This is a genomic window from Blastococcus mobilis (genome assembly GCF_900188025.1).
In the GTDB taxonomy this organism is placed as follows: domain Bacteria; phylum Actinomycetota; class Actinomycetes; order Mycobacteriales; family Geodermatophilaceae; genus Blastococcus_B; species Blastococcus_B mobilis.
Window position 1 is genome coordinate 18,653 of record NZ_FZNO01000030.1, and the last position, 13,955, is coordinate 32,607.

Annotated in this window: 9 protein-coding genes; 5 read left to right on the forward strand and 4 right to left on the reverse strand. The window is 73.5% G+C overall.

The annotated features are described in order from the left end of the window. The first annotated feature begins 19 nt into the window (after positions 1 to 19). The 4 genes from CHB94_RS20795 (at position 20) to CHB94_RS20810 (ending at position 7,609) form a co-directional block, all read left to right on the forward strand. Positions 20 to 2,281, forward strand: a complete 2,262-nt coding sequence (locus tag CHB94_RS20795; protein WP_089338486.1) for a helicase C-terminal domain-containing protein — start codon at positions 20 to 22, stop codon at positions 2,279 to 2,281. 123 nt (positions 2,282 to 2,404) lie between these two features. Next, positions 2,405 to 3,685, forward strand: a complete 1,281-nt coding sequence (locus CHB94_RS20800; protein ID WP_089338465.1) for a class I SAM-dependent methyltransferase — start codon at positions 2,405 to 2,407, stop codon at positions 3,683 to 3,685. A gap of 128 nt (positions 3,686 to 3,813) precedes the next feature. Next, positions 3,814 to 5,499, forward strand: coding sequence for a DNA repair helicase XPB (locus tag CHB94_RS20805; RefSeq protein WP_089338466.1), 1,686 nt, complete (start codon positions 3,814 to 3,816; stop codon positions 5,497 to 5,499). Between the two features lie 322 nt (positions 5,500 to 5,821). Next, the gene (locus tag CHB94_RS20810) at positions 5,822 to 7,609 is read left to right on the forward strand and encodes a DEAD/DEAH box helicase (RefSeq protein WP_089338487.1); all 1,788 of its coding nucleotides are present in this window, start codon (positions 5,822 to 5,824) and stop codon (positions 7,607 to 7,609) included. 27 nt (positions 7,610 to 7,636) lie between these two features. On the opposite strand, the gene CHB94_RS26615 is transcribed toward CHB94_RS20810, so the two are convergent. Further along, positions 7,637 to 10,621, reverse strand: coding sequence for a helix-turn-helix transcriptional regulator (locus tag CHB94_RS26615; RefSeq protein ID WP_089338488.1), 2,985 nt, complete (start codon positions 10,619 to 10,621; stop codon positions 7,637 to 7,639). 61 nt (positions 10,622 to 10,682) lie between these two features. Next, entirely contained in the window at positions 10,683 to 10,814 is a 132-nt protein-coding gene (locus CHB94_RS26375) for a hypothetical protein (protein ID WP_254920815.1), read from the reverse strand. Positions 10,815 to 11,058: 244 nt separating this feature from the next. Here CHB94_RS26375 and CHB94_RS20820 point away from each other — a divergent pair, with 244 nt between their 5' ends. Further along, positions 11,059 to 11,310 (forward strand): DUF6458 family protein, encoded by a 252-nt coding sequence (locus CHB94_RS20820; protein ID WP_089338467.1) that lies wholly within the window; start codon positions 11,059 to 11,061, stop codon positions 11,308 to 11,310. An 81-nt stretch (positions 11,311 to 11,391) separates the two neighbouring features. On the opposite strand, the gene CHB94_RS20825 is transcribed toward CHB94_RS20820, so the two are convergent. Further along, positions 11,392 to 12,675 carry an MFS transporter gene (locus tag CHB94_RS20825; protein ID WP_254920816.1) on the reverse strand — a complete coding sequence of 428 codons (1,284 nt, stop codon included), beginning with the start codon at positions 12,673 to 12,675 and terminating at the stop codon, positions 11,392 to 11,394. A 473-nt stretch (positions 12,676 to 13,148) separates the two neighbouring features. After that, positions 13,149 to 13,898 carry a phospholipid scramblase-related protein gene (locus CHB94_RS20830; protein ID WP_089338489.1) on the reverse strand — a complete coding sequence of 250 codons (750 nt, stop codon included), beginning with the start codon at positions 13,896 to 13,898 and terminating at the stop codon, positions 13,149 to 13,151. Between the last annotated feature and the right edge of the window lie 57 nt (positions 13,899 to 13,955).

A 13,955-nucleotide genomic window follows, 5' to 3' on the forward strand; every position in this document is an offset into this window, starting at 1 on the left:
ACGACGTAGCGTGGACCGGATGCCCACGGAACCCCCTGCGACGCTCGCCGCCTGGCTGCGCACCCGCAGCGACGAACAGTTGAGCGCGTTGCTGGTGGCCCGTCCTGACATCGCCCGCCCCGCAGCTTCTGATCTGGTCGCCCTCGCCAGTCGGCTCGCCGTCCCCGTGTCGGTCGACCGTGCGCTCGACGAACTGGACGCGGCAACGCTCCAGGTGCTCGACGCGGTACTCCTCGCGCCGACCGACGGTGTGGCGCCCGACGATCTGATCGCGGCGCTGCCCGACGTGCCCGACGACGTGCTCACCGCGGCGCTGGACCGGCTCACCACACGCGCCCTCCTCTGGGGGGACGACGTGCTGCGCGCCCCCGACCCGGTCCGCCGGGCCGTGCGGCACCCGGCGGGCCTGGGCCGGCGGGCCACCGAGCTGCGGGTGCAACTGCCCGGCGACCTGGCGGCCACGATCGGCGAGCTGGCTCAGGAGGAGCGGGAGGTGCTGGAGCGCCTCGCCGCCGAGCGGCCGGTGGGGCACCTGCCCGACTCGCCCTCCGACGTCAAGACGCCGGCGCGGCGACTCCTCCAGCGGGGGCTGCTGGCGCGGATCGACGCCCTCAACGTCGAGCTGCCCCGCGAGATCGGACTGCACTTGCGGGGCGACCGGCCGTTGGGCCCACCACGGCTGCGCCCGGAGCCCGCGGTGGCCACGCACGAGCAGGCGTCGGTGGACCGGCGGGCGGCCGGTGCGGCGCTGGAGAGCGTGGGGAAGATCGGCGAGTTGCTCACCCTGCTCGAGGAGGAGCCGGCGGGACTGCTGCGCAGCGGCGGGGTGGGCGTTCGCGACCAGAAGCGGCTGGCCCGCGTGCTGCACCTGGGCGAGGCCGAGGCGGCATGGCTGCTGGAGCTGGCCTACGCGGCCGGGCTGCTCGACGTCGGGGGACCGCACCGCGACGAGTGGCTGCCCACCCGCGCCTACGACATCTGGCGGGAGCAGGACCTCGCCGACCGCTGGGCGGTGCTGGCCGCCGGCTGGCTGGGCGGGGTCCGACTGCCGTCCCTGGTCGGGCAGCGGGACGTCGCCGGCAAGGCCGTGAACCCGCTGTCGCCGGATCTGACCCGGCACACCGCCCCGGCGATCCGGCGGTCGGCCCTGGCGGTGCTCGCCGAATACCCGCCCGGCGCCGGGCTGGCCCCCGACGACCTGGTCGCCCTGCTCCGCTGGCGCACGCCCCGCCGGGCCGACCGGCTCGCCCCGGTCCCCGGGATGCTGGAGGAGGCGGCGCGGCTCGGGGTGCTGGTCGGGGGCGTGCTCTCCACCGCCGGGCGCGGGTTGCTCCTCCAGGGCGAGGACGGCGCGGCCGACGGCATGCGCGGGCTGCTGCCCGAGCCGGTCGACCACGTGCTCGCCCAGCCCGACCTCTCGCTGATCGCGCCCGGCCCGCTGGTGGCCGAGCTCGCCGACACCCTCGCCGTGGTCGCCGACGTGGAGTCCTCGGGCGGGGCCACGGTCTTCCGGGTATCGGAGTCCAGCGTGCGGCGGTCCCTGGACGCCGGCTGGTCGGCCCCGGATCTGCACGACTTCTTCACCCGTGCCTCCCGCACGCCGGTGCCGCAGGCGCTGGACTACCTGATCGACGACGTCGCCCGGCAGCACGGCCGGCTGCGGGTGGGCTCGATCGAGTCCTACGTCCGCTCCGACGACCACGGGCTGTTGTCCCAGGTGCTCAACGACCGGCGGACCGCCGGGGCGGAGCTGCGCCGGCTGGCGCCCGGGGTCCTGGTCAGCGGCCTGGGCGCCGACGAGGTGCTCTCCGTGCTCCGGGAGGCCGGCTACGCACCGGCCGGGGAACGTCCCGGTGGCGCCGTCCTGACCCGTCCGCCGGCTCGCCCGCGGGCACTCGGCAAGCGGTCCGGCACCGATTCCTCGCCCGCGCCGCGGCCCCTGACGACCGACGAGCTGGCGGCGACCGTGCGCCAGATGCGGGCCGGGGACGCCGCGCTGTCGGCCCGGCGCGGCGAGGCGGTGCGCCAGGTGCCCGGCGTGACCACCGCCGGCACGCTGGAGCTGCTCTCCCGCGCCGTCCGCGACGGTGCGGCGGTGTGGCTCGGCTACGTCGACGCCCAGGGCAGCGGCAGCCAGCGCGTGGTCCGCCCGGTGTCACTGGTCGGTGGTTTCCTCCAGGGGTACGACGAGCGGCGCGGGGAGAACAGCACGTTCGCCGTGCACCGGATCACCTCCGTCGCCCTCGTCGAGCAGGATCCGGAATCCACGACCGCGTCCTAGCACCGGACCCTCCGCAGGCGGGGGCAGCAGCAGTACCTTGACCGGCGCAACGAGGACCCCGATGCCGAAGGGGCCCTCCTCCGCCGAGGTCCGGCCCGGTCGACCGAGCACAGGTGGGTCCGCATGACCGAGCGGAAGAGCGTGGCCGAACAGCTGGCGGCCGCCCTGGCGACCGTGCTGGGGATTCCCGAGCTGCCGGTGCGGCTGCGCGCCTGGGACGGCTCCGTCTGGGGCCCCGGCGATGCCCCGGTCGTCGTCATCCGCTCCCGCCGGGCGCTGCGCCGGATCGTGTGGGCCCCCGGTCAGCTGGGCCTGGGGCGGGCCTACGTCGCCGGCGAGATCGATGTGGAGGGCGACCTCTACGCCGTACTCGGTGCGGTGGGCGAGGCTGCCCGGCTGGGACCCGACAGGTCCCCGCCCCGGCTGTCCCGCGCCGACCGGCTGGCCCTCCTGCGCACGGCCGCCACCCTCCGGGTCCTCGGCCCCGCCCCGGCTCCGCCACCCGAAGAGGTTCGCGGGACCCGGCACGGCCTGCGGCACAGCCGGCGGCGCGACGCCGCGGCCGTGTCCCACCACTACGACCTCGATGACGACTTCTACCGCCTGGTCCTGGGCCCCACGATGGTCTACTCCTGCGCCGTCTGGGACGACGAGAAGACCGGGCTCGACGCCGCCCAGGAGGCCAAGCTCGATCTCGTGTGCCGCAAGCTGGCGCTGCGGCCCGGCGCGCGGCTGCTCGACGTCGGATGCGGCTGGGGCAGCCTGGCCCTGCACGCGGCGCAGCGCTACGGAGCTGAGGTCGTCGGGATCACCCTCTCCGTCCGGCAGGCGGCGCTGGCGCGCAGGCGCGTGGCGGAGGCGGGACTTCCCGACCGCGTCGACATCCGGGTCCAGGACTACCGCGAGGTCGACGACGGACCCTTCGACGCGATCAGCTCCGTGGGCATGGCCGAGCACGTCGGCCGGGCCCTGCTGCCGACGTACGCCGGCCACCTGCGCGACCTGCTCGTCCCCGGCGGCCGGCTGCTCAACCACGCCATCGCCGGGCACGGGTGGACGGCGACCCGGGACCCCGACACCTTCATCTCCCGGTACGTCTTTCCGGACGGAGAACTGGTCAGCCTCGCGGAGACGGTCGGCGTGCTGGAGGGGGCCGGCCTCGAGGTCCTGGACGTGGAGGCCCTGCGCCGGCACTACGCGCTGACCCTGCGGGCCTGGGTCAACCGCCTGGAGGAGAGCTGGGACGAGGCGGTCCGCCTCGGTGGAGCGGGACGGGCCCGGGTGTGGCGGCTCTACATGGCCGCCTCCGCCCTGTCCTTCGAGATGGGGGCGCTGGGCGTCAACCAGGTCCTCGTCCAGCGGCCCGGCGGGGCTCCGCCACCGCTGCGCCGCGACTGGGTCTGACCACCGACGGCCTCGACGCCTCGTCGAGCGGGAAGTCCTCGTCGGTGTGCACGGTTACCTTGGGATGGCCACCCGGTCCCCACCCGTGGCCGCTCCCCGACCCGCCGAGGAAATGGACTCAGCCACCAGTGAGTGACGGCCCCCTGATCGTCCAGTCGGACAAGACCCTGCTCCTCGAGGTCGACCATCCGCTGGCCCGCGAGTGCCGGGCGGCGATCGCCCCGTTCGCGGAGCTCGAGCGCTCCCCCGAGCACATGCACACCTACCGGGTGACGCCCCTCGCGCTGTGGAACGCCCGTGCCGCCGGGCACGACGCGGAGCAGGTCGTGGACGCGCTGGTGCGCTTCTCCCGCTACCCGGTGCCGCATGCGCTGCTGGTCGACGTCGCCGACACGATGGACCGGTTCGGCCGGCTCACCCTGGCCAACAACCCGGTGCACGGGCTGGTGCTCACCAGCTCCGACAAGGCCGTTCTGGAGGAGGTCGTCCGGTCGAAGCGGGTGGCGCCCATGCTCGGCGCCCGCATCGACGACGACACGATCGTCGTGCACCCGTCGGAGCGCGGTCGGCTCAAGCAGGCGCTGCTGAAGGTCGGCTGGCCGGCCGAGGACCTCGCCGGCTACGTCGACGGCCAGGCCCATCCGATCGACCTGGATCAGTCCGGCTGGCACCTGCGCGACTACCAGCAGGAGGCCGTCGAAGGCTTCTGGGCCGGCGGTTCCGGCGTCGTCGTCCTGCCCTGTGGCGCCGGCAAGACGTTGGTCGGCGCGGCGGCGATGGCCGAGGCGAAGGCCACGACGCTGATCCTGGTGACCAACACCGTCGCCGGCCGGCAGTGGAAGCGCGAGCTGATCGCGCGCACGTCGCTGACCGAAGAGGAGATCGGCGAGTACTCGGGCGAGCGCAAGGAGATCCGCCCGGTCACCATCGCGACCTACCAGGTGATCACCACCCGCCGGAAGGGCGAGTACCGGCATCTGGACCTCTTCGACGCCCAGGACTGGGGCCTGATCGTCTACGACGAGGTGCACCTGCTGCCGGCCCCGATCTTCCGGCTGACCGCCGATCTGCAGTCCCGCCGCCGCCTCGGCCTCACCGCCACGCTGGTGCGCGAGGACGGGCGCGAGGACGACGTCTTCTCGCTCATCGGGCCCAAGCGCTACGACGCCCCGTGGCGGGACATCGAGGCCCAGGGCTACATCGCACCGGCCGAGTGCATCGAGGTGCGGGTCTCGCTCGACGACGAGGAGCGCATGACCTACGCCGTCGCCGAGCCCGAGGAGCGCTACCGGATCGCGGCGACGGCGCAGTCGAAACTGCCGGTGATCCGGCGGGTGCTCGACCGGCACCCCGACGAGCAGAAGCTGGTCATCGGCGCCTACCTCGACCAACTCGAGGAGCTCGGCACCGCGCTCGACGCCCCGGTGATCCAGGGCTCGACGACCAACCGCGAGCGGGAGAAGCTCTTCGACGCCTTCCGCGCCGGGGAGATCAAGACGCTCGTCGTCTCCAAGGTCGCAAACTTCTCCATCGACCTGCCGGAGGCCGCCGTCGCCGTCCAGGTGTCGGGGACCTTCGGTTCGCGGCAGGAGGAGGCCCAGCGCCTCGGGCGGGTGCTGCGCCCCAAGGCCGACGGCCGGCAGGCGCACTTCTACACGGTGGTCAGCCGCGACACCCTCGACAGCGAGTACGCCGCCCACCGGCAGCGGTTCCTCGCCGAGCAGGGCTACGCGTACACGATCGTCGACGCCGCGGACCTGGCCGGTCCGGGCGAGGTCAACGGCCCCGACTGGGTGGACGAGCCCGCCGACTGACGCCGTGCCCTCCGACGAAGTGCGCTGAGGCCCCGTTCCGAGCCCTGGAACGGGGCCTCAGCGCACACGCTCCCCGGATCCGCGCTGACCCCTCCGTCACCGCCCGCCGCGGGCATCGGGAGGCACGTGGGGACGCCGGGACCGGCGAGGCGTGACGTGCCGGTCCCTCACGGCATGAGGAACACCACACGTCCTACCTCTTGACTTGCATTTCCGCCGGTCAGCGGCTTGCCGGCGGCTCCTATACGTCGCGATGGCCGGGGCGCGCGGGAGGCGACCGGTTGGGCGTGTTGCCTCTCCGCCAGTGAAGATGGACCCCGTCATGGGGAGTGCATTGCGAGCGGAGGCCCTGAGCCCGCAGACGACCAGCCGACCGCTCCGAGCGTGGCAGCAGGCCGCTCTCCAGCGCTACGAGGAGCAGTCGCCGAAGGATTTCCTGGTCACCGCGACCCCCGGCGCAGGCAAGACGACCTTCGCCCTGACGCTGGCGGCGCGGCTGCTCTCCCGGCGCGAGGTCGCCCGCGTGATCGTCGTCTGCCCGACCGACCACCTGCGCCTGCAGTGGGCCGATGCCGCCGATGCGATGGGCATCGTGCTGGACCCGGGCCTCACCAACGCCGTCGGCCCGGTGCGTGCAGGCACCCAGGGCTATGTGACCACCTACGCGCAGGTCGCCGGCAAGCCGATGCTGCACGCCGCCCGCGCCACCGCCGTCAAGACGCTGGTCATCCTCGACGAGGTGCACCACGCCGGTGACGGCCTCTCCTGGGGCGAGGCGGTGGAGGAGGCCTACGGCTTCGCCGCCCGCCGGTTGTGCCTGACCGGGACGCCGTTCCGGACCAAGCCGGACGAGCGCATCCCCTTCGTCCGCTACGAGGAGGACAGCTTCGAGGGCGACGACGGCGAGGGCGGCATCGGGCTGGTCAGCCGCGCCGACTACACCTACGGCTACAAGGAGGCGCTGGCCGACAACGTCGTCCGACCCGTCGTCTTCGCCGCCTACACCGGCACGTCGCGTTGGCGAAACTCCGCGGGTGAGGTCGTCGCAGCCTCGCTGTCGGAGGCCGGCACGAAGTCGGTGGAGATGCAGGCCTGGCGGACTGCGCTGGACCCCAAGGGCCAGTGGGTGCCGCACGTGATCGCCGCGATGGACGACCGGATCACCCACCTGCGGGAGAGCGGCATGCCCGACGCCGCCGGGTTGATCCTCGCCAGCGACCAGGACGACGCCCGCGCCTACGCCAAGATCGTGCGCCGGGTGACCGGCAAGGCGGCCGAGCTGATCCTGTCCGACGACCCCAAGGCGTCGAAGAAGATCGAGCGCTTCGCCACCGGGTCGGCGCGGATCGCGGTCTGCGTGCGGATGATCTCCGAGGGCGTCGACGTGCCCCGGGCCGCCGTCCTGGCCTGGATGACCTCCTACCGGACACCGCTGTTCTTCGCCCAGGCGGTCGGCCGCGTGGTGCGCTCCCGGGCGCCGCACGAGTCGGCGACGGTGTTCCTCCCCGCGGTGCGCCCGCTGCTGTCGCTGGCGGCGTCGATGGAGGAGCAGCGCAACCACGTCATGCCCCCGCCGAAGACGGTGCAGGGCGACGAGCTGGACCTGGAGCCGCTGCCGCCCAAGGAGAAGGACCCCGACGGCCTGAAGCAGTGGGAGGCGCTGGAGGCCGACGCCCGCTTCGCCCACGTCCTGCACAGCGGCACGGCGCACACCGGCGAGGGCTCCGGCCCGACGGTCGTCGTGGACGCCGAGGACGAGGAGTTCCTCGGCATCCCCGGCCTGCTCACCCCGGCCCAGACAGCGGAGCTGCTGGCCAAGCGGGACGACGAGCTCCGGCTGCGGATCGCACAGAGCCACCGGGCCGACGACGGTGACTTCATGCTCGTCGAGGACCACCCGGACGAGGACGACGCCGGCCGCTCGTGGCGCGACGCCGCCGAGCTGCGCCGGGAGATCAACCGCCTGGTCAACCGGGTCGCGGCCCGGACCTCGCAGCCGCAGGCCGTGGTGCACACCCAGCTGCGACAGTCGGTGCCCGGCCCGCCGTCGGCATCCGCCTCGGTCGACGTCCTCCGCGCCCGCCGGGAACGCCTCCGCACCATGCTCTGACAGCGGCCAGAGCGGCCACTTCGGCCGTCAGGTGAGGAGGCCGCGCTGGGCGGCGATGGCGACCGCTTCGGTGCGGCCGTTCGCGCCGAGCTTCGCCAGGATGTTGCTGACGTGCACGCTCGCCGTCTTCTCGCTGATGTAGAGCTCGGCCCCGATCTGCCGGTTGGTCCGTCCCTGGGCGAGCAGCCGGAGCACCTCGGCCTCGCGCGGCGTCATGACGGCGGAAATCTCGGCCGCCCGCACTCCCCCGACGTCCAGCCGGCCGCGCCGGATCAGCCCTTCGACGGCGGTCCGCAGCGGGGCAGCACCCAGCCGGACCGCCACCTCGTGCGCCAGCCCTGCCTCCTCCGCGGCCTCCACCCGATCACCAGTGGCCAGCAGCGCCTCCGCCAGCCGCCACCGCGAGCGCGCCTCCTCGTAGACGTGCCCGAAGCCGAATGCCTCGACCGCCGCGCGCCACAGCTCCGGAGCCGCCTCGCCACGGACCCGGGCCCCCTCGGCCTCCACCCGGGCCAGCCAGGCGATGGCCTCGACGCCCATGGTGTCGCCGTAGGTCCCGCGGTAGATCTCGACCGCCGAACGCGCCGCCTCGACCAGCTGCTCCCCCGCCCGCACCCAGCGCTCGGTGCTCTCGGCGTCGCGGTCCCGGCGCGCGGCCGCGGCAGCGTCGCCGACCGGAGCCAGCGCGGTACCGGCCAGCCGCAGCACGCCGAGGTGGTCGTCGTCCCACTCCTGCCGCAGCCGCCGGTAGGCCGCCAGCGCCACGTCGACCGCCTTCTGCGGCTCGCCCTCCCAGGCGGCGAGGTCGATCTCGGAGCCGGCCGTGACGAGGTCGAGCAGGATGTGCGCGCTGAGCCGCGGGATCAGGCTCCGGGCCCAGTCGATCCGCTCGCGGGCGGACGGGTCGCCGCGGCCGACCAGCACCAGCAGCCCGTCGGCACGCACGTGCGCCGACATCTCCGGCACCCGGGCCAGCACGTCGGCCTCGGCCAGGCTCCCGTCCCAGTCGCCGGCCATGTACAGCGCCGTCACGTGCAGGTGCCGCAGTTCGGCGGGGTAGTACGACCACTCGACGCCGAGGTCGCGGGCGCGCCGCGTGCCCCGCCGGGTCCAGCCGAGCGCCTCGCCGATCCGGCCCGCCTCGAAGGGGACGGTGGCGAGGTTGTACAACACCCGCATCTCGACCTCGACATTGCCGGACCGGCGGGCCCGGATCAGCGCCTCGTCGAGACGGGCGCGCACCTCTGCGGGGTCGGCGCCGGGACGTGCCCGCACCTGGGTGACGGCGATGTCGGCCCAGGCTCCGTCGAAGCCCAGGGCATCGGCCGCCGCGAGCGCCTCCTCGGCCGCCGCGTCGGCCTCGTCGTTCCGGCCGACCGAGTAGCTCATCCGCGCATGGGTCGCCGCCGCCCACGTGCGCACCTTCGACGGCGGCTGCGCCGGCACGAGCGCCATCGCCGCCGCGCTCTCGCGGTAAGCCCCGGCGTCGTCCTCGACCCGCACCATCGCCTGCGCCAGCGTGTAGTGCACCCGGGCCCGGGTCTCCGGATCGGCATCCGGCCCGAGCACCTCCAGGGCCGAGCGCAGGAGAGCGACGGCGCGGTACGGCGCCCCCACGGTGCGCGCGGTGGCCGCGGTCTCCAGCAGCAGGGCCACCTGGCCCCGACCGGCACGCTCCTCGGCATCGGGCACCGCCGACCACAGCGCGAGCGCGGCCTCGAGGTGCTGCAGCTGCTCGGCGGGGGCGCCGACGCCGCCGGCCGCGGCCGCCGCCTCCAGGGACGCGCTGAAGGCGCCCGGCAGGTCGTTGCTCTCGCGGGCGTGGTGCGCCCGTTCGGCCGCCGTCCCGGCGCCCGGGACACGGGCCAGGTAGGCCGCGATCGCCGCGTGCAGCCGCACCCGCTCCCCCGGCAGCAGGTCGGCCAGCACCGCTTCGCGCAGCAGCGCGTGCCGGAACCGGTAGCGACCGTCGTCCGAGACCACCAGGAGGTGGTGGTGCACCGCCTCGGCGAGCGCCGTCTCCAGGTCGCCGTCGCTGAGTCCGCCCACGGCGGCCACCAACTCGTGACGCACCCGGCGCCCGGCAACGGCGGCGACGCGGAGCACCTGCTGCGCCGCCGGCGAGCGCTGCTCCACCCGGGCGAGCAGGACGTCGGTCAGGGCCATGGGCAGCGCCTCGCCGTGCAGACCCGCCGCCAGCAGCTCCTCGGCGTAGAAGGCGTTGCCCTCGGCTCGGGCGACGACGTCCTCGATCGCGGACTCGGACAGCGACCCGGCCGCGGCCGCCAGGCGGCGCACCAGCGCACCGACCTCGGCATCAGGCAGCGGGCTGAGCTCGAGTCGCTCCACGCCCGGCAACCGCACCAGCTCGGCCAGCAGGGGCCGCAGCGGGTGGCGGCGGTGCAGGTCGTCGGCGCGGTAGGAGGCGACCACCGCTACCGGCTCGTCGGAGAGCCGAGCCAGCAGGTAGCGGAGCAGGTCGCGGCTGGACCGATCGGCCCAGTGCACGTCCTCCAGCACGATCAGCAGCGGTCCGTGGGACGCCAGCTCGCAGATGAGCCCGGCCACGGACTCGAACAGCTGGAGCCGGCCGTCCTCGACCGGCTGAGGCGCCGCGCGGTGCGGGAGCGGGCTACTGAGGTCACGCGCCTCGGCCGCCGGCTGCACCGGGAACGACACCGGCCGCCCCGCGAACAGCGCGGCGAGGACCGGGTTCGCCGCCGCGGCGGGAGCGAGCTCGGGGTCGGCCGCCACCGGGCGGAAGAGGTCCACGAACGGCAGGTAGGGCAGCCCGACGTCGCCCAGGTCGACGCAGTGACCGACCAGCACCCGAACCCCTCGCTGGGCCGCGCGGGCGGTGAGCTCGTCGAGCAGCCGTGTCTTGCCGACACCGGCATCACCGGCGAGCAGGACGCCGCTCGTCCGCCCGGATGCCGCCCGGTCGAGGTGCCCGAGTAGATGGGCGAGCTCGGCGGCTCGTCCCACCAGCGGCGCGTCGTCCCAGCGTGGCACGGGGTCGATCGTGGCACGGGCCTCCGACAGGACCGAGCCGGTTCTCACCCGACAGAGCCGGTCAGCGCGGTCGCCGGCGGTTGCGGAACCACGCGCCGCGCCTGGTGCGGCTCCCGCGGCCGGCCGCCATCAGCAGCTCTCGCCGGTACGCGAGCTCGGCGTCGAGAGCCGGGTTGCTGTAGTGGAGCGTCATGGTCGTTCCCTCTCGTCGTCCCTGGTGGACGACGGCAACGTTCGTGCTGAGGGGTCCGGCCCGGCATCGGGCGACCACGCCGTTCTGCGGCCCGCCGGCGCCTAAGGGGCCTCAGACCCACCCCTTCGGGGGACATCGGCCCGCTGAGGCGGTTCACCTGCGACGTCGGGGGCACCGGTCGGCCCGCGGCGATCGCCGTCGGTTCTGCGTGCCCGCGCGTGAGCCGTGAGGAAGGGAGTTCGCAATGCGGCTCGGAACTGCCATCGTCCTGCTCGCGCTGGGCGCGATCCTGACCTTCGCCCTGCGCGTCGACGTCAGCGGTGTCGACCTGCAGGTGGTCGGCTGGATCCTGATGATCGCCGGCGCCCTCGGCATCGTGCTAGAACTCGCCCTCTGGGGCCCCCGCTCCCGTCGCCGCGTCACGCACAGCGAGGGCTACGGCGCCCCTGCCGCCGGTGGCCCGGTCCAGCGCACCACCACGGACGAGACCTACTGACGGTCCCGTCCCGCACACACGCGACAGCCCCCGTCCGCCGTGGACGGGGGCTGTCGCGCGTTCGGGGCCCGGTGCTCAGGTTCAGGTGAGCTCGGTGCCGTTGGTCTCCTTCAGAGTCGTCAGGATGACGACGAACGCGATGACCGCCCCGGCCGCCACGTACCAGAAGAACCACAGCGGGTGGCCGGCCTCGGACAGCGCCGTGATAACCAGGGGTGCCGTGCCCCCGAAGCACGCGACGGTCAGGTTGTACCAGGCGCCGATGCCGGTGGCCCGAAGCTCCGTGGGGAACAGTTCGCTCATGATCGCCGGGGCGATCGACGCCATCAGCGCATAGAGCCCCAGCCCCACGGAGAAGACGACGATCAGCGAGAACAGGTTGTCCTGCACGAGGAACGACAGGGGCACGATGAGGACCGCGAGCGCGCCCGACCAGGCGAGCAGCTGCGGTCTGCGCCCGAAGCGGTCCGACATCGCACCGAAGGGGTAGCAGAGCGCCACGAACAGCGCAGTGCCGATGGACAGCGCGACGAAGACGTCGGTCTTGTCGGCGTCCCGGAAGGTGATCGCGAATGGCGTGAGGGCGCTGAAGAACGTGTAGTACGACAGCGTCGACAGCAGCGTGATGGCACACAGCTGCACCACGGACTTCGGGTAGTGCTTGATCGTCTGCAGCAGGGGGTGCTTGGTCGCCCGGGCCTTGTCCGCGTTCTCCTCGAACTGCTCGGTCTCCACCAGCGAGCGGCGCAGCCACATGCCGATGAACCCCAGCAGGCCGCCGATGAAGAACGCGATGCGCCAGCCGTAGCCCTGCAGCTGCTCCTCACTGAGGATGCTGGTCAGCAGCACGCCCAGCAGGGACGCGGCCAGCAGCGCGGACCCGGTGGAGATGTAGAAGAACGAGGAGTAGCGGCCACGGTGGTCGGGCGGGGCGATCTCGCCGAGGTACGCCGACGCGTTCGACACCTCGCCGCCCAGTGACATGCCCTGGGCGATGCGGGCCAGCAGCAGGAGGATCGGCGCGAGCCACCCCACCTGCTCGTACGTGGGCAGGAGGGCGATCACCATCGAGCCGCCGGCCATCAGCAGGATGGTCAGGAGCATCCCGGCCTTGCGGCCGCGCAGGTCGGCGAACCGGCCGAGCAGGATGCCACCCAGCGGGCGGAAGAAGAAGGCCAGGGCGTAGGCCGAGGACGCCCCGATCAGGGCGAGCGCTTCGTTCTCCGACGGGAAGAACTGTCCGGCGAAGAAGACGAGGAACGTCGCGTAGACCGTCCAGTCGAACCACTCGACGGCGTTGCCGATGCTGGCCGAGACCAGCGTCCTGACGGGTAGCTTGTGGCGCTCGTCCGCGACCGCCGGCACAGATCCTTGACGCGCCGTGTCTGCCATGGTTACCCCCACGTCCACCTGGGATGAGGTGGCTCACGTTAAGCGCGCGGCACCGGTCGAGCACCTCGGGACATGAGAACGCGGTCCCGCGAGGGGGCGCTGACACAGGTTGGGGTCCGGACCGGATGACGGCCGCCTCGCGGCGAGATGCACAACGCGGCTCCAGCCCCCGACCGAGGTCGGGGCGGTAGTCCGTGAAGGCGTTAACCAAATGGCACCCGGGGGCACGATGCACCCGGCCCGGACAGCTTCGAGCCTACGCGCCTCACCGTGACGCGTCCTGTCGCGCCGAGTGGGCCCGGAGGGTCCGCGCAGGGGTGACGCAGGGGCTCCTCGGCGGGCGGGACGGCTCCTGGCCGCGATGCGGTCCGGCGGACCGCGATGTCATGGCGATGCGGTCCGGCGGACCGCGATGTCATGGCGATGCGGTCCGGCGGACCGCGATGTCAGTTGAAGCCGCGGTCGTCCTGTTTCAGCGCGGTGTCCACCGTGAGCGCCGAGGCGATCACCAGGCTGGCCAGCGGGTCCGGCAGCCGGTAGTGCACCAGGACGACGTAGCGATCGGCGGTCGTGAACAGCGTCCGCGCCAGCCCCTCCCACTTCTTCGTGATGCGGGCGACCTCGACACCGGCGGCGTCGGCGATCGCGAAATCCCACGCCCGCCAGTTCTCGGCCTGGATGGCGCCGACCAGCCGGCCGTCGGCGACGAGGTCGAAGCGGATCCTGCCGAAGACGTTGGCCTGCACGATCTCGCCGACCGAGGCGCCGTCGGGCCGCTGCACCACCACTCGGGACCTGACGACCTTGGCCGGACGGGTGAGCACGAGCACCGGCCCGCGAGTGTCGCGGACCTCCAGCCGGTGGGTGAGGAACTGGTCGAGGCTGGAGACGAGCCGGACGGCCTTCTGCAAAGAGCTCTGCCCCACCTGGACGACGGCGCCGATCTGCTGCCCCTGTCCATCGAGGACCGCGTACTCGTTGGTGAGCTCGATGACCTTGGTCTTCTGCGACACGAGGAGGACCGGCTGCTCGTAGAGCGAGGGGCCGCTGCCGTATCCCGGACCAGGCGGTCCCGGCGGCGCGGGTGGGGCGACCTGCTGGACGTGCTCGGTCCAGCCCTGGCCGTCCCACCAGCGCGTTCCGCCACCTCCTGCTGGGTCGGCGTACCAGCCGGGTGGCGGAGGGGGCTGCGTCACGGCGGCCAAGTTAGCGTCCCGTCGCCGACCAGGTGTTGGACGGAAGGCCGGGGCACC

Excerpts from the sequence above, each read along its gene's own strand:
- CHB94_RS20795 (WP_089338486.1), top strand. The coding sequence starts at position 20 with ATGCCCACGGAACCCCCTGCGACGCTCGCCGCCTGGCTGCGCACCCGC.
- CHB94_RS20810 (WP_089338487.1), top strand. The coding sequence starts at position 5,822 with ATGGGGAGTGCATTGCGAGCGGAGGCCCTGAGCCCGCAGACGACCAGC.
- CHB94_RS20820 (WP_089338467.1), top strand. The coding sequence starts at position 11,059 with ATGCGGCTCGGAACTGCCATCGTCCTGCTCGCGCTGGGCGCGATCCTG.
- CHB94_RS20800 (WP_089338465.1), top strand. The coding sequence starts at position 2,405 with ATGACCGAGCGGAAGAGCGTGGCCGAACAGCTGGCGGCCGCCCTGGCG.
- CHB94_RS26375 (WP_254920815.1), bottom strand. The coding sequence starts at position 10,814 with ATGACGCTCCACTACAGCAACCCGGCTCTCGACGCCGAGCTCGCGTAC.